The sequence below is a fragment of the Salipiger sp. ABN3_019 genome (genome assembly GCF_056158605.1).
The window spans coordinates 140,860-155,634 of sequence record NZ_JBSWTP010000002.1 but is presented as its reverse complement, the minus strand read 5'-3'; the positions used below and the strand labels follow the sequence as shown (position 1 = coordinate 155,634).

The window sequence follows — 14,775 nt, the reverse complement described above, 5'->3', positions numbered from 1 at the left end:
TGTCTGATCGTGCTCCTGTGCTGCTCGGTTTGGTCTCAGGCCGTTTGATTATTGCTTTCGGCCGGTTTCTTCGTGCCAGCGGTCAAGGAGGGAGCGGACAATATCGTCCGCACGCGCCTCGAGCCACATGCCGAATTCGGGGTGCGCCTTGCGATCGAACTGGAGATTCAGGCGGTCATTTGTGCTCTTCATTGTCGCGAGCGTGCTGCCGTCTTCGGCACGGACCTCAAGATGTCCACCGCGGTGGACATCCGCAGGTGGGAGGGGAGGGGCAGAGCGTGCGAGGCAAGCATTGAGGACTACCTGAAACCGCTTGCTTCCATCAGTGCCAGCTGGGAGGTCTACCACTGCAGCTTGCGCAATTTCGACCGAACTCTCACCTAGGGGAGCACAAGCTTTGGCAAGGTCGGACCACTGCCGCCGCCCGATGCCATGGGCGGGCCCGATGACCGGAACGATCTCTGCAGGGAGCGCGTCAAGCACAACCTTGTGGTTGGACACACCCTGCCGAGATAGGCCTAGCGCATCCTGAATAACCTGCGCGGGATAGCCTGCGACCTGTAATTCCCTGATAAATATTGCCTTCTCTATGAAAGACGGATCCAGCCTCAGGTTGTTTTCCTGGCCTTGGGCAATCACCGACGCTTCGTCGTCCAGAGTTCGAACGATTGCTTTCGCCGGAATTCCGAGCTTCCGGATCGCAGCCAGACGCCGCCGTCCGTATACAATCTTGTACCGATCAGGAGTGGATGATTGCCGCACCAAGATCGGCACCTGCTGACCATGTGCGCGGATGCTCTCAGCAAGCTCGTCGATCTCGGGGCCATCGATGTTAAGACGATCCCGAAGACCGTCTTGTTCAATCAGCGCGGGGTCGATGTCTCGGATCGAATTGGCCGTTATCTCGCGGAGGCTTTCACGCAGACCGCCAACTGATCCGCCAAAGGAGCGCTTCGACGGGGCAGGGGAGGGGTCCTGCTGCAATGCTGAGGGCTGTTCGACCGCATCGCCAAAAATCTTTCGTCCCATTAGCGCCCCCATGCCCTCTGGATCACCGTTTCGAGTTCATCAGCCACGCTGTTCGCAGAGCTTACGGCCCGGTCCAATGTCTTTCTTACAAACTGGCTCGGATCGACCTCGTAGACCGTTTGCTGGGTCATCCCGGCATCGCTGACGGCGGTGGACTTCAGGAAAGGTTCCGTAAGAACTTCGTGAAGGAGGATAGATCGTAGGTAGCTTGCCATCTGAGTTTGCGGACCATCACTCGGCTCGTATCGGGTGATCAGGAATTTGACGAAATCCCAAGTCACCTTGCGGCCGATGGCATCTTCGACAGCTTCGACGGTCTCCGACGCAAGCTTGAGAAATTGGCTCATTGATGCGATGTCGAGCATGCTCGGCACCACGGTGACAAGCATGCCTGTCGACGCCGCCAACGCAGTGAGCGTCAGGAATCCGAGCTGTGGCGGGCAGTCGATCAGGACGAGGTCGTAGTCCGCCTCGACTTCCTCCAGTGCAAGGGTGAGTCTTTCCGCGAAGATCGGCTGGATACGGTTTGACAGTGCGTTGGCGGTCTCGGTCTCATACTCGGAAAGCATGAGGCCCGCCGGGACCATGTCGAGATTGTGGAAATAGGTCTTTCGGATCACAGAGGAGAGCGGCATCTGCTCCTCATAGCGAAGCGCGTCGTAGAGCGTCCCGCTTTCAGAAAATTCCAACTCAGGGCGGAAACCGAAGAATGTCGTCAGCGAAGCCTGGGGATCCATGTCGAGCACGAGCACGCGATAGCCCCTCAGGGCGTATCTCTGGGCCAGATGAATGCAGCTGCTCGTCTTGGCCGAGCCGCCCTTGAAATTGACGACCGAGATGACCTGCAAGTGGTCATCCTGCCGTCTACCTGGCTTGTAGAGAGAGGCATTCTTGCCGGTTGCGGAAAGGATTTCCCGCAACGCAGCTACATCTTCTGCGGTGTAGTAGCGATGGCCTCGCGCATCCGTGTATACTTCCGGAAAACTGCCGTCCTTGTGCCGGTTTCGAAGATTGGAAGTGCTTACGCGGATCATCTCGGCAACTTCAGTCGAGGAGAAACGACGCAGCGACTTTCGGTCCTCTGGCTTGTAAGCAAGGCGCATCTGTCTATCGAGTGAGCCTGCGAGCGCAGCCGCATAGTCTCCGATTGCGCTGGAGCCGATTCCCTGCACGGGACTTGGCTGCTCGGCACGGTTGGACATGCTCGTCATCTCTGCTCTGCCTCACTTCGGGCCCGTTGTTGGGCTCTTCTGCGTCCTGACGCTAGATCGGTGATATAGCGTCGCACGCCGTCAGGACATGGATGACACTAAAGTCCGATTCCGACAAGACATTTCTAAATCTAGGGTTCAGAGCGTAGATCAACCACAATGACGGTGACCCAGATTGGCCACGGCAGACCTCGATACATATTTCGACCTTATCGGGGAACAGCCACCCTCCCAGCGTGACAAACATAAGGGCGACTCGCTCGCGCGATTACTCCATGTGCGTTCATGTTTCAGGCCTGTTCACATCACCGGTCTCGGCTATGCCCAGCTCGACGAAGCGCGGTGTCCATTGGTCCAGAATTTCGACCTCCCTGACAAGATATTGCGCCGCTCTCCGGGCCCGATGGCGGGCCAACCGGCGAAGGCAGCCTGCGCAGAGCGTACGGCGCGATCCACGTCCGCGGCCCTGCCAGCGGCGGGGGTGCTTGCAACCTCACCACCAATCGGGCTTACCCGCTTGAACCGCGCCCCGTCGCAGGCCGGGATATCATCATTGTCGATCAGCAATCTGATGTCCTTCTGTCTCTCTCTTCCCCGAAGGGTCAGTCCGCGGCCGCAAGCCCGGCCCCGGCGATGCCCTGCCGCGCGCAAAGTTCGTCATTGTCGCCAGTGTCACCACTGATGCCGACGGCGCCGATCACGCTCCCCCCCCGCGTCCAGGATCAGGACACCGCCCGCATTCGGCGCCATTCGCCCGTCCGACGCGGCAACCACGGCGCTCAGGAAGGCAGGATTGCGCTCCAGTCGTTCGCCGATGGTACGGGGTGGGTGCGGTCGCTGGGCGCGAGATCCCGGTGATGATCGCCTATGCCCAGAACGAGCCCGCCGTGATCATCGACCAGACCCGGCGGATGATCGAGGCGCTCGTCGAGCGCGACGGCCGCCTGCCGCTGATCGCCTCGGCGCCGGGGCACAACCATATCTCGATCGTCAGCCATTTCGGCACCGCCGACGACACTTGCGGCCGCGACCTTCTGGGCTTTGTCACCCTGCAGGCGCTGCTGGCCGGGCAGGAGCACTGACGCGTGGCGGGCGCGGGAAGGGGCTCAGCCGTCTTCCCGCGGCGCCGGCGTGCCGAGGTCCTTCAGCACCGCGTCGGCGGTGCGCTCGTAATGGCGGGTCAGCGCCTCTGTGGCCTTCTCGGTGTCACGGTCAAGCACGAGCTGCAGGATGTCAGCGTGCTCGTCCTTGACATGGCGGGTGGTGAAGACCTTGCGGATCGACAGCATGCGGTAGCGGTAGAGCCGGTCGGCGAGCTGCTCGCAGAATTCCAGCAGCGGCGTCGAGCCGCAGCGCGAGATCAACACCTTGTGGAAGTCGCGGTGCAGGCGCTCCCACTCGGGGTTGTCCTCGAAACGCTCGGGGTCGAGCGAGCGCGGCGTGCGGGTCAGCCGGTGGTGGGCGATGATCAGCTCCTCGTCCCACTCGGGCGTGGCATGGGCGATCGACTCGCGCAGCGCCAGCGCCTCGAGCCAGCAACGGGTCTTGGTCAGTTCGCGCAGCTCGTCGAGATGCACCGGCTTCACGTAGAAACCCCGCTGCACCCGGCTTTCGACCAGCCCCTCGGAGGAGAGCCGGTTCAGCGCCTCGCGCAGGGGGGTCTGCCCGGCGTCGTAGCGTTCGGTCAGCAGCTTCATCTGCAGCTTCAGCCCCGGCTCGAGTTGCCCGGTCAGGATGTCCGTGCGTAGCCGGTCGTGGATTGATCCGGTAAGGCTGGTGGTCTTGGTGCTGTCTGGCGTGCTGTGGTCCATCCGGTCCCCGTCTCTCTTCCTTGGTGTCTCTATACATTAGAAACCTCAGGAGAAAAAAATATAAATTCTGTTGCTGAATCGGAATTTGTATATTACTTAGGGATCAGCGGCGACCTCCGGGATGCGCCGGCGGAGGGACCGCGATGCGCGGCATGACGGGAGACACGGTGTGAAACTTGCGACGGTGAAGGTTGCCGGACGGCAGAGCTGGGGGATCGTGACGGAGGAGGCCTTCGTCGATGCCGGCGCGGCGCTGACGGCGCGCTATGCGGGCCTCCGGGAGGCGATCGCGGGCGGGCTCGCCGGCGTGGCCGAGGCTGAAGCCGGGGCGCAGGCCTATCCGCTGGCCGAGGTCGAGTGGCTGCCGGTGCTGCCGAACCCGCCGAAGATCCTCTGCGTCGGGCTCAACTACGAGACCCACCGCAAGGAGACCGGGCGCAGTGAGGTCGCGCATCCGACGATCTTTGCCCGCTACGCCAACAGCCAGACCGGCCATCTTGCCACGATCCCGGTGCCGAAAGTGTCGGACAACCTCGACTTCGAGGGCGAGCTGGCCATCGTCATCGGCAAGCCCGGCCGCTACATCCCCCGCGCTGAGGCGCTGAGCCACATCGCTGGTTACGCCTGCTACAACGACGGCAGCATCCGCGACTACCAGCGCCACACCCACCAGTTCACCCCGGGCAAGAACTTCCCCGGCACAGGCGCATTCGGTCCTTGGATGATGACCCCGGACGAGATGGGCGAGATCGGACCGCAGGCGATCCGCACCCGGCTCAACGGCGAGATCGTCCAGGAGGCGCGTTTCTCGGACATGATTTTCGATCTCGCGCGGATCGTCGAATACTGCTCGGAGTTCACCGAACTCGAGGTCGGCGACGTCATCGCCACCGGCACGCCCGGCGGGGTCGGGGCCAAGCGCACGCCGCCGCTCTGGATGCGCGCGGGGGACGTTGTCGAGGTCGAGATCGAGGGTCTTGGCACGCTGCGCAACCCGGTCGCCGCCGAGGCCTGACCGGAGGCGGGGAGGAGGACCATGCTCACGCTCTACCACGGCCCGACCAGCGTCTGCTCGCAAAAGGTCCGCGTGTGTCTCGGCGAGCTCGACCTGCCCTATAAGGGCGTGCTGCTCGACCTGCAGAAGGGCGACCAGTTCGCGCCCGCCTACCTCCAGCTCAACCCTGCCGCCGTGGTTCCGACGCTGGTCGACGGCGGGCTGGTGGTGGTCGAGTTCGAGCCTGATCGTCGACTACCTCGACCGCGAGAAGGGCGGCGGACGGCTCACACCGAAGGGTCGCGCCGCCGAGGTGGCATCGGCGCACTGGTTGCTGCGGACGCTGGATATTCACGCGGCGATCAACACCCTCTCCTTCTCGACCGCGATGCGCGGCACGATCCGCGCCAGCCGCACGCCCAAGGAGATCGCACAGATGCTGGCGCGGATGCCCGACCCGGTGGCCCGGATGAAGCGCCGGATGCTGCTGGACGAGGGGCTGGATGCCGTCTTCGTCGAGCAGGCGCTGCGCCAGCTGCGCCGCGCCTTCGGCGACATGCAGGCGGCGCTGGGGCAGGGTCCCTGGATGATGGGCGAGGCCTTCTCGAAGGTGGACGTCGCGCTGGTCGCCTATGTCGACCGGATCGAGCGGCTCGGCTTTGCCGGGCTCTGGCTGGAGGAATTTCCGGCCATCGGGAAATGGCTGGCCGCGATGCAGGCGCGGCCCAGCTATGTCGCGGGGGTCGCCGCCTTTGCCGATGCGGCAGGCAGCGAGAAGATGCGGCAGGGCGGCTCGGCGCATTGGCCCGGGCTCGCGCGCAAGTGGGAGGACCTGCGCTGACCGGACCGGGAGGGGATCGGCAGGACACGAGATCAAGACAGGGAGTGAGGACAATGGAATTCAAAGGATCGCTTTGCGCCGCGGCGCTGGCACTGGGGCTCGCCCCCGCCGCATTTGCGGAAACGCTGAAGGTCTCGACCTTCTTGCCGCCCAACCACGCGTTCAACCGGATGCTCACGCAATGGGGCGAGGAACTGGCGGCGAAGAGCAACGGCGAGCTGACCGTCGAGCTCTTCCCCTCGGGCCAGCTCGGCCCGGCGCCGCGGCAGTTCGACCTCGCACGGACCGGCGCCGCGGACGTGGCGGTGGTGCTGAGCGGCGCGACCCCGGGGCGTTTCCCGATGGCCGAGCTTGCCGGCCTGCCGCTGACCTACCCGGCCGCGGGCAACGACAGCGCGATCACCTCGCGCCGCCTGACCGAGCTGGCGCCGGAATACCTCGCCGAGGAGCACGCCGGCACGCATATCCTGTGGATGGCGGTCACACCGCCGCTGAAGCTGCACCTCAAGTCCGCCGACCCGTCGGACCTGTCGGTCTTCAAGGGCCTGCGCATCCGCTATGCCGGGGCGATCTGGCAGCAACTGATCGAGGCACTCGGCGCCTCGCCGGTGCCGGTGCAACCCGCCGAGACCGGTGACGCGCTGGCCAAGGGCGTGGTGGACGGCACCGCATTCCCCTTCGAGGCGACCAAGTCCTTCGACCTTGCCCCGGTGCTCGGCTACTCGATCGAGCCCGGCTTTGCCTCGGCCGCCTTCGCCGTGGTCATGGGGGACAAGGCCTATGACCGGCTCAGCCCCGAGCTGCGCAAATTGGTGGACGAGACGACCGGCCCTGATCGCGCCGAGGCCTTTGGCAAGATGCTCGACGAGGGCGAGGCCGAGGGCCGCGCCTACATGGCGGACGGCGGCGTGCAAATCGTCTCGCTGTCGGACGACCAGCTCACCGAACTGAAGGATGACGTCGCCCCGATCGTCGCGACCATGGTCAAAACGGTAGACGACGCGGGCAAGCCGGGCTCGGAGTTTCTCACAGCCTACACGCAATGATCCGTCGCGTCCGGTCCCCGCGCGGGACCGGGCGCAGCGCCCCCTCACTTTACTGGAACTGGACCGAGCATGATGCCCCCGGACCGCCTGACGCGCTTTTTCCATGTCATCGCCTCGCTGGCCGTCGTCGTAATGATGCTCACCGTGGTGGCCGACGTGGTGCTGCGCTTCGTCTTCAACATCCCCGTGCGGGGCGCCTATGACGTGGTCGGCTTCGGGCTGCTGGTCATGGTGTTCTTCGGCATGGCGCCGGTGGTGGCGCGGCAGGGAGAGATCCTCATCGACATTGTCGACGGCATGCTGCCCGCCGCCGCGCTGGGGCTGCTGAAGCTGCTCGCTTCGCTCGGGACGCTGGTCTTCTTCGTCTTCCTCGGCTGGTCGATGTTCGGCCCGGCGCGCGACGCCTTCACATACGGCGACCGCTCGCTGGAACTGGGCGTGCCGCTCTGGACGCTCTGGGCGGTGGCCTTCGTCGGACTCGCCGGCACCTGCTGGGCGGCGCTGCGCCGGGTGCTCGGGCTCGGGCAGGCGGCGGACGCGGCCCATGCCGTGGAGGTGAAGTCATGAGCGCCTTTGCCCTCGGCCTCACCGGCATCGGCTCGATGTTCCTGCTGCTCTTCCTGCGGCAACCTGTTTGGCTGGCGCTGGCGCTGGTCGGCATCGTCGGGAATATTCTGCTTAACGATCTTTCCGTCGCCGCGCTGCTCGCCGGGACCGGCACCTTCGACACCGCCTCGAGCTACGGGCTGTCGGTCATCCCGCTTTTCGTGCTGATGGGCGAGGTCGCCTCAGGCTCGCGCATGTCGGCCGAGCTCTTCGGCGCGGCGCGCGTCTTCACCTCCGGTGTGCGCGGCGGGCTTTCCATCGCCTCGATCGCCGCCTCGGGCGCCTTCGGGGCGATCTGCGGCTCGTCGGTGGCCACCGCCGCCAGCATGACCCGCATCGCCCTGCCCGAAATGCAGAAGGCGGGCTACGAGGATGGCTATGCCGCCGCTTCGGTCGCCGCCGGCGGCTCGCTCGGAATCCTCATCCCGCCCTCGATCATTCTGGTGATCTACGGCTCGATCGCCGAGGCCTCGGTGGCCCGGCTCTTCGCCGCCTCGCTGATCCCCGGCATCGTGCTGATGCTGCTCTACGTCGTGGTCTCGGTGCTGCTTGCGGGCCGCTCGGGCCCCGCGGCGGGGGCCGAGACGGTGACCATGGCCGAGCGCTTCCGCGCGCTGCTGCGTCCCTGGCAGTTCATGCTGCTCTTCCTCGTCTCGATCGGCGGCATCTACGCGGGGATCTTCAGCCCCAACGAGGCCGCCTCGGTCGGCGCCTTCGGCGCGGTGGTGATCGGCTTCCTGCGCCGCACGCTGAGCCTCGAGGGCTTCACCCGCGCCGTGCAGGCGACGGTGATCATCTCCTGCGCGCTCTTCATGATCATCATCGGCGCCACCATGTTCGCCAACTTCGTAGTCCAGACGCGCCTGCCCGAGAAGCTGCTGGCGCTGGCGCAGGCGGCCGAGCTGTCGCCGGCGTTGGTGATGGCGCTGATCATCGCCCTCTACATCGTCATGGGCTGTTTCCTCGAGGGCATCGGCATGGTGCTGATCACCGTCCCGGTCTTCCTGCCTGTGGTCACCGGCTTCGGCTTCGACCCGATCTGGTTCGGCGTGCTGGTAGCGGTGCTGGTCGAGCTGGGGCTGATCACTCCGCCGGTGGGAATGAACCTCTTCATCATCAAGGCGCAGAGCGCGTCGCTGTCGATGGGCACGCTCTACCGGGGCATCCTGCCTTTCCTGATCGCGCCCGTGGTGCTGGTGGTGCTGCTCTTCGTCGTGCCGCAGCTCGCGCTCTGGCTGCCCGCGGTGCTCTACTGATGGCGGCCCGCCCCTGCCGATCCCCGAACGACCATCTCGAAAGACCTGCCGAACTTCCTGGAGGAAAAGACATGACACCCGAGTGGGATGTGACCATCGTCGGCTGCGGCCCCGTCGGTGCCTTTGCCGCGAACCTGCTGGGCCGGGCCGGGCTGCGCGTGCTGGTGCTCGACCGCGACGCCGCGCCCTACGCGCTGCCGCGCGCGGTGCATGTCGATCACGAGATGCTGCGCCTGCTGGCGGATGCGGACCTTTTGGAACCGCTTGGGGACCTGCTGCTACCCGCCGACGGGCACCTGCACATCGGTGCCGACCACGGCGTCATCCGCTACCTGAGCGCGGCGGGCAAGCCTCGGCCCTTCGGCCATGCCAACGACTACTTCTTCTACCAGCCCGAACTGGAAGAGGTGCTGCGCGCCGGGCTCGCGCGCTATCCGAACGTGACGCTGCGCCTCGGCTGCGAGGTGACCGGGCTCGAGGTGCTGGGCGATCAGGCCCGGCTGGCGCTGGCCGGGGGCGAGAGCATCGACACGCGCTGGGTGCTCGGAACCGACGGCGCGCGAAGCACGGTGCGCAAGGCGCTTGGCGTGACGCTCGACGACCTCGATTTCGAAGAGCCCTGGCTGGTGGTCGATGCCGAGGTCGAGGGGCCGATCTCCTTCCCCGCGCTCTCGGGTGTCGCCGAGGGGGCAAACCTGCAGCGCCTGTCGGTGATGATGTGCGACCCAGCGCGCCCGGCGACCATCGTGCCGGGGCGGGGTAACCACCGCCGCTGGGAATTCATGCTGCTGCCAGGCGAGGACGACGCGCAAATGTCGCAGCCCGAGACCGTCGCCGCACTGGTCGCGCCCTGGGTGAAGGGGGCAGAGAACCGGATCATCCGCGCCGCCACCTACCGTTTCCATGGGCTCGTTGCGACAGACTGGCGCGTCGGGCCGGTGCTGCTGGCCGGGGATGCCGCGCACCAGACGCCGCCCTTCTTCGGCCAGGGCATGTGCCACGGGCTGCGCGACGTCGCCAACCTCGCCTGGAAGCTCGAGCTGGTGCTGGCCGGGAAGGCGGGCGCCGCGCTGCTCGACAGCTACCAGACCGAGCGCGACGCGCAGGTGCGCCACGTGATCGGAAAGGCGATCGAGGCGGGCAAGTACATCTGCGTGCTCGACCCCGAGGCGGCGCAAGAGCGTGACGCGCGGGTCCGCGCGCAACAGGACATCCGCACCGCCGCCGAGCTCATCGCGCCGATCGCGTCCGATCTTGTCGGCGCCGGGGCGGGCGAGCGCTTCATCAACCCCGTGGTGCGTGCGGACGGCGGGCTCTTCGACGCGGTGACTGGCGGCGGCTGGGTTCTGCTGTCGCGCGAGGAAGAGCCCCTGTCACCCGAGGCCCGGGCGGTGCTGGCGCGGCTCGGCGCAAGGCAGGTCGTATTGGGCCGCGACGTGGCCGACCCCGAGGGGCATCTCGCGGCGTGGTTGGGTGCGCGGGACGCGGCCCACGTCCTGCTGCGCCCAGATTTCTACACCGCGGCGCTGGCGCCAAGCGCGCCGCGGATGAGCTCCGAGATCACCCGCCTCGGGCGGACCATGGGGCTGGCGCAGCCGGCGGCGGCGCAGGCCGCATCGTCGTGACGGCAGGGACAGGGAAGGACATCCATCATGCGTTTCATCAGCTTTGAATACGAGGGCCGCGCCTCCTGGGGTCGCGTCCAGGGGTCCGAGGTCGTCGACCTAGGTGCGCTGCCCGGCGCGCCGGGCGACCTGCGCGCGGCGATCGCCGCGGGGGCGCTGGCGCTCGACGGCCCGGCACCGCGGCTGCCGCGCGCCGCGGTCAAGCTGTTGCCGGTGATCCCGAACCCGGGAAAGATTCTCTGCGTCGGGCACAATTACGAAAGCCACCGCAAGGAGACCGGCCGCGCCGAGGTGGCGCACCCGTCGATCTTCACCCGCTTCGCCGACACGCTGGTCGCCGCGGACGATCCGGTGGTCCGGCCCGCCGTCTCGGGCGATCTCGACTACGAGGCGGAACTGGCGATCGTCATCGGCCGCGGCGGGCGCAACATCCCCAAGGCCGAGGCCATGGAGCATGTCGCGGGCTTTGCCTGCTTCAACGACGCCTCGGTGCGTGACTGGCAGTGGCACACCCGGCAGTTCATCCCTGGCAAGAACTTCCCCGGTACCGCGCCCTTCGGCCCCGAGCTGGTGACCCCGGACGAGATCGCCGACCTGCGCGCCGTGGTGGTCCGCTCGGTGCTCAACGGCGAGGTGATGCAGGAGGCGCCGGTCTCGCACATGATCTTCCCGATCCCGGTGATCATCGCCTACGTCTCGCAGTTCACCCCGCTGGCGCCGGGTGACGTGATCGCCACCGGTACGCCCGGCGGCGTCGGCTCGAAGCGCACCCCGCCGGTGTGGATGAAGCCCGGCGACGAGATCGAGGTGCGCATTGACGGCGTCGGCTCGCTGGTCAGTAAGATCGTGGCGGAGGGCTGAAATGGGCGCGGAATTTCCCCTCATCGGCCTGCGCAGCGTCGAGATCTCGACGCCCGACCTTGCCGCAGCCACCGAGTTCTACACCCGGGTCTGGGGGCTCGAAGAGGCCGCGCGCGACGCCGGGCACGTCTGGCTGCGGGCCAGCGGCACCGACCCTTACGTGCTGCGCCTGACGCAGGGCGCGGCGACCGGCGTGATCTCGGTCACATTCCGCGCCGCGGAGGAAACCGACCTGCCCGCCCTGCGCGACCGGCTGGTCGCGGCGGGGGGCACGGCGGAGGGCGGCATCGGCTCGCTCGCGGACCACGGCGGCGGCACGGGCTTTGCCGTGCGCGATCCCTCGGGGCGGCTCTACTGCGTCGTTCAGGGGGATGCGCGATCCGCGCCGCTCGAGGCCGCGGGGCGCCACATGCCCGACCGGCTTGCGCATGTGAACATCAACACCCGCGATCTGGGTGCCGACATCCGCTTCTTCGAGGAGGGGCTCGGCTTCTCCCTGACCGACCGCTCGAAGATGATGGGCTTCCTGCGCACCAACTCGGACCACCACGCGGTGGTGCTGGCCATCGCCGAGGTGGACACGCTGAACCACGTCGCCTTCAACCACCCGGACTGGGAAGCGGTGATGAAGGCCTCGGGCCGGATGTGCGACGCGGGCTTCGGCATCGGCTGGGGGCCGGGGCGGCACGGGCCGGGGGACAACGTGTTCCTCTATTTCGTCGATCCCTTCGGCATGGTGATCGAGCACACCGCCGAGGTGCTGCAGGTGGACGACACCTACTGCGTCGGCGGGCCAGTGGACTGGACCTGGGCGCCCGGGCGCAGCGATCAGTGGGGCATCGCCCCGCCGAAGACCGAGGCGTGCAAAACGGCGCAATTGGCGGTGCCATTTCTTTGATCCTTCGGTGAGGTGCCGCGACATAAGGGACTGTCAACTGCAGATACGCCTGGAGCGGTGACCAAGAGCAAACTCGCACTCGGCCCAGATCGACAAGGAGGAGCTTGACCCCCTTCTCAGCGTCACAACGAAAGTTGCCTGATCATGCCCTCATGCCATCCGGGAAATTACACCATTTAGCGTAATCGCGATGTCGACCTACCTTATCTCGCATAGAGAGATGGATTGGATGCTTCGGTCTTCACTGAAGCCAATGAAAGGAGGAACTGACATGGGTGTTTTTGCTGCGTTGGATGTGTCTCATGAAGAGACGGCTACAGGCGCCGGCGGCGCGTTTGTTCGAGATCCTCTCCGCTCAGTACGACGCTGACGTGATCCATGGCGTAGGGATGGCGATGGCGAACACGGAGCCGAACCTGCCTGATCGGCGCCGGGTCGAAGACCTTCTGCGCGCCAGGCCGCCTATCGGCACGACTGTTGCACAGATCGGTCGGCATCGTGCCGCATGGTCCGTTGGAAGCTCTCCGGCAGAGCCTGTCGAACCACAATTCCGCCGGCGCCGCGCCAGGTGAGACTTTTGCAAAGCCTGATTAACGTTCTGTTTTTAATTATTAAATTAATAAACTTACGCTACGTTATGAAAGAGAATGGGTCGGGCAGCGACGGAACCCTGATCGTCCACCGTGTGATCCTTTGTCCGCACCCAAGACGTCGGATATTCATCGAGGTAAACATGACCACACAGATCCTGAAATCGCTCCCGATGCTTTGCATTGCGACGGCACTGGCAGTTCCCCTGGCTGCGGCAGCGCAGAATGGCCCTCCCCCGGGGGTGCCAATGTCCGAAATGGCGGCGAAAATGGGTGTAACCGAGGCTGCCCTGGAAAACTGCATGCCACGTCCCGAACCCGGCGCACGTCCGGAACGGCCTGATCCTGCGGCGATTGCCAGCTGCCTTAAGGTCGATGCGGAAACCGTCGCTGCCGTTCTCAAAGCGGGCGCACCCGATACTGCCCGGCGTTCCAACTAAGAGACAGCCTCATGCGTTCTGAACTTCCGCATCTGAGCAGGCGGCGCTTCGTCGTTGGCACCTGTGCCTTGACCACGCTTGCAGCGTGCAGCGCGCCGCAAGGGGCACAAACAACCGGCAAGCCTTCGCACACAGTCGAGGGCGATCCATTGGCAGCCCTGCGATTTCAGGCGGATGAGGATCAACAAACCTGGGCGCGCCATCTGGATTTGGCGCGCCTCAGCAACCGCCCCCAGATGCTCGCGTTGTCTGCGGGGGGCGAGGACGGTGCCTTGTGTGGCCTGTCGCACGTTGGCACGCGCCCTGATTTCGATGTCGTGACGGGGGTGTCGTCCGGCGCCCTGATTGCGCCGATGGCCTTTCTGGGATCGTCTGGCGATGACGCCTTGCAGCATATGTTTCTCGATCACGATGCCAGCGACATCATGAGATTTCGCGGGCTTTCCGTCGTCGCCAGCGATGGTCTTTACGACACAGCGCCGCTTGCTGAGCTGATCGCCACCTACACGTCCGAGCCGATACTAGACGCGATCGCGCAAAGGCATGACGAAGGGGCACGCCTTTTTGTCGTCACGACAAATCTGGCGACATCAAAGGCAATCGTCTGGGACATGGGCGCGATCGCCCAGGCCCGGCAATATGCTCTGTTCCGGGCTGTTATCCGTGCGTCGAGTGCTCTTCCGGGGTTGTTCTCACCCGTAAGGATCGGCATCGGGCACAACGGAGAGATGATAACCGAAACGCATCTGGACGGCGGTGTCGAGATGCAGGTGCTCGCCACCCCGCCCGCCACGTTTGAGGTGGATGCGCGGCGCGCCAGAGGCGGCAGCGTCTATCTGCTGATGAACAACACACTGGATCCCGCGCCGCAGCAGAGCGCCTCCAGCGCCCTTGGGATTTCCCAACAGGCGATGACCGCAATGGTCCGGTCCAGCGCGGCGGCCTCTGTCAACACGGCGCGCATGTTGTGCGAACGGAACGATCTTGGGTTCAATGTCGCATCCGTCAGCCGCGACAGCGGAATCGTCTACGACGCCAGCGACCGGTTCGCAGCCGATTACATGGCCGCAATGTTCGAGCATGGGTACAGCCGCGCTACGTCGGGAACCTTATGGGAAGCCTGACTGCGTACGGCGGCTGGCCGGAAGTTCGGCCCTCAAGGAACTGATCTACAGCGAGAGTTCTGCCACAGATCGTGCGGAAGCACAGCGAGAGGCACAGGCCGCGATCGTCGCGACGATACAGTGCAGCGGACCTTCGCTGACGGCATTGCCCTGCACGCCGAAAACATTGCCGGTTCCGCCCGCCGGTCCGCCGCTCCGAAGGTCTTACAGGGGTGCCTGATGAAGCGCAGACATCTGGACAGGGCGTTCGTGTGCATGTCCCGCGTCAGCGGCCGCCGGGCTGGGTGATGCCTCATTTACAAGCCGATCTTGACGCTCTGTCGGGGTTTTGTGACGCAGTGCGGCGGGCCGCGGGTGCGGATGACCCAAGCGCCGCTGCCGGAACCCGCGCCATGCTGCACGCAAGTCGCCTTGGCGTGGACAGTCACGGTGTCCGCCTTCTG

At 65.5% G+C, this 14,775-nt stretch carries 16 protein-coding genes and 1 pseudogene; 12 read left to right on the top strand and 5 right to left on the bottom strand.

Annotated features, from left to right (window positions below; translation table 11 throughout):
• Positions 1–48 precede the first annotated feature (48 nt).
• The 4 genes from repB to ACXAD2_RS02450 all read right to left on the bottom strand — a co-directional run bounded on the left by repB (position 49) and on the right by ACXAD2_RS02450 (position 2,941).
• Positions 49–1,029 (bottom strand): plasmid partitioning protein RepB, encoded by a 981-nt coding sequence (repB, locus tag ACXAD2_RS02465; protein WP_475166418.1) that lies wholly within the window; start codon positions 1,027–1,029, stop codon positions 49–51.
• The gene (repA, locus tag ACXAD2_RS02460; protein WP_475166415.1) at positions 1,029–2,231 is read right to left on the bottom strand and encodes a plasmid partitioning protein RepA; all 1,203 of its coding nucleotides are present in this window, start codon (positions 2,229–2,231) and stop codon (positions 1,029–1,031) included. The genes repB and repA overlap by 1 nt, the downstream gene beginning before the upstream one ends.
• A gap of 327 nt (positions 2,232–2,558) precedes the next feature.
• Complete coding sequence (locus ACXAD2_RS02455) at positions 2,559–2,807, bottom strand: aldehyde dehydrogenase family protein (protein ID WP_475166412.1); 249 nt, start codon at positions 2,805–2,807, stop codon at positions 2,559–2,561.
• A 35-nt stretch (positions 2,808–2,842) separates the two neighbouring features.
• Entirely contained in the window at positions 2,843–2,941 is a 99-nt protein-coding gene (locus tag ACXAD2_RS02450) for a heme-binding protein (protein ID WP_475166408.1), read from the bottom strand.
• Between the two features lie 123 nt (positions 2,942–3,064).
• Here ACXAD2_RS02450 and ACXAD2_RS02445 point away from each other — a divergent pair, with 123 nt between their 5' ends.
• Entirely contained in the window at positions 3,065–3,322 is a 258-nt protein-coding gene (locus tag ACXAD2_RS02445; RefSeq protein WP_475166405.1) for a hypothetical protein, read from the top strand.
• A 24-nt stretch (positions 3,323–3,346) separates the two neighbouring features.
• Here the strand turns inward: ACXAD2_RS02445 and ACXAD2_RS02440 are convergent, their stop codons facing one another.
• Positions 3,347–4,051 (bottom strand): GntR family transcriptional regulator, encoded by a 705-nt coding sequence (locus ACXAD2_RS02440; RefSeq protein WP_475166404.1) that lies wholly within the window; start codon positions 4,049–4,051, stop codon positions 3,347–3,349.
• Between the two features lie 169 nt (positions 4,052–4,220).
• Between ACXAD2_RS02440 and ACXAD2_RS02435 the strand changes: the two genes are divergently transcribed.
• From ACXAD2_RS02435 to ACXAD2_RS02385, 11 genes and pseudogenes are all read left to right on the top strand, one after another.
• Positions 4,221–5,066 carry a fumarylacetoacetate hydrolase family protein gene (locus ACXAD2_RS02435; RefSeq protein ID WP_475166402.1) on the top strand — a complete coding sequence of 282 codons (846 nt, stop codon included), beginning with the start codon at positions 4,221–4,223 and terminating at the stop codon, positions 5,064–5,066.
• 21 nt (positions 5,067–5,087) lie between these two features.
• Positions 5,088–5,273: pseudogene (locus ACXAD2_RS02430) on the top strand (glutathione S-transferase family protein); the annotation flags it as partial.
• 103 nt (positions 5,274–5,376) lie between these two features.
• Positions 5,377–5,886, top strand: coding sequence for a glutathione S-transferase family protein (locus ACXAD2_RS02425; RefSeq protein ID WP_475166489.1), 510 nt, complete (start codon positions 5,377–5,379; stop codon positions 5,884–5,886).
• A gap of 53 nt (positions 5,887–5,939) precedes the next feature.
• The gene (locus ACXAD2_RS02420; RefSeq protein ID WP_475166487.1) at positions 5,940–6,932 is read left to right on the top strand and encodes a TRAP transporter substrate-binding protein; all 993 of its coding nucleotides are present in this window, start codon (positions 5,940–5,942) and stop codon (positions 6,930–6,932) included.
• A 69-nt stretch (positions 6,933–7,001) separates the two neighbouring features.
• On the top strand, positions 7,002–7,499 hold the full coding sequence (locus ACXAD2_RS02415) for a TRAP transporter small permease (RefSeq protein WP_475166400.1): 498 nt from the start codon (positions 7,002–7,004) through the stop codon (positions 7,497–7,499).
• Positions 7,496–8,794 carry a TRAP transporter large permease gene (locus ACXAD2_RS02410; RefSeq protein WP_475166397.1) on the top strand — a complete coding sequence of 433 codons (1,299 nt, stop codon included), beginning with the start codon at positions 7,496–7,498 and terminating at the stop codon, positions 8,792–8,794. The genes ACXAD2_RS02415 and ACXAD2_RS02410 overlap by 4 nt, the downstream gene beginning before the upstream one ends.
• 71 nt (positions 8,795–8,865) lie before the next feature.
• Positions 8,866–10,419 (top strand): bifunctional 3-(3-hydroxy-phenyl)propionate/3-hydroxycinnamic acid hydroxylase, encoded by a 1,554-nt coding sequence (locus tag ACXAD2_RS02405; protein ID WP_475166395.1) that lies wholly within the window; start codon positions 8,866–8,868, stop codon positions 10,417–10,419.
• 27 nt (positions 10,420–10,446) lie between these two features.
• Positions 10,447–11,280, top strand: coding sequence for a fumarylacetoacetate hydrolase family protein (locus tag ACXAD2_RS02400; protein ID WP_475166391.1), 834 nt, complete (start codon positions 10,447–10,449; stop codon positions 11,278–11,280).
• A gap of 1 nt (position 11,281) precedes the next feature.
• A complete protein-coding gene (locus tag ACXAD2_RS02395; RefSeq protein WP_475166388.1) occupies positions 11,282–12,178 on the top strand; it encodes a VOC family protein in 897 nt (298 codons plus the stop codon).
• Positions 12,179–12,755: 577 nt separating this feature from the next.
• A complete protein-coding gene (locus ACXAD2_RS02390; protein WP_475166385.1) occupies positions 12,756–13,208 on the top strand; it encodes a hypothetical protein in 453 nt (150 codons plus the stop codon).
• A gap of 11 nt (positions 13,209–13,219) precedes the next feature.
• Positions 13,220–14,332 (top strand): patatin-like phospholipase family protein, encoded by a 1,113-nt coding sequence (locus tag ACXAD2_RS02385; protein WP_475166383.1) that lies wholly within the window; start codon positions 13,220–13,222, stop codon positions 14,330–14,332.
• The last annotated feature ends 443 nt before the right edge of the window (positions 14,333–14,775 follow it).

Bases quoted from the DNA above. Each gene is read 5' to 3' on its own strand.
- ACXAD2_RS02420 (WP_475166487.1), top strand. From the start codon at position 5,940: ATGGAATTCAAAGGATCGCTTTGCGCCGCGGCGCTGGCACTGGGGCTC.
- ACXAD2_RS02400 (WP_475166391.1), top strand. From the start codon at position 10,447: ATGCGTTTCATCAGCTTTGAATACGAGGGCCGCGCCTCCTGGGGTCGC.
- ACXAD2_RS02405 (WP_475166395.1), top strand. From the start codon at position 8,866: ATGACACCCGAGTGGGATGTGACCATCGTCGGCTGCGGCCCCGTCGGT.
- ACXAD2_RS02415 (WP_475166400.1), top strand. From the start codon at position 7,002: ATGATGCCCCCGGACCGCCTGACGCGCTTTTTCCATGTCATCGCCTCG.
- repA (WP_475166415.1), bottom strand. From the start codon at position 2,231: ATGTCCAACCGTGCCGAGCAGCCAAGTCCCGTGCAGGGAATCGGCTCC.
- ACXAD2_RS02395 (WP_475166388.1), top strand. From the start codon at position 11,282: ATGGGCGCGGAATTTCCCCTCATCGGCCTGCGCAGCGTCGAGATCTCG.
- ACXAD2_RS02410 (WP_475166397.1), top strand. From the start codon at position 7,496: ATGAGCGCCTTTGCCCTCGGCCTCACCGGCATCGGCTCGATGTTCCTG.
- ACXAD2_RS02440 (WP_475166404.1), bottom strand. From the start codon at position 4,051: ATGGACCACAGCACGCCAGACAGCACCAAGACCACCAGCCTTACCGGA.
- ACXAD2_RS02385 (WP_475166383.1), top strand. From the start codon at position 13,220: ATGCGTTCTGAACTTCCGCATCTGAGCAGGCGGCGCTTCGTCGTTGGC.
- repB (WP_475166418.1), bottom strand. From the start codon at position 1,029: ATGGGACGAAAGATTTTTGGCGATGCGGTCGAACAGCCCTCAGCATTG.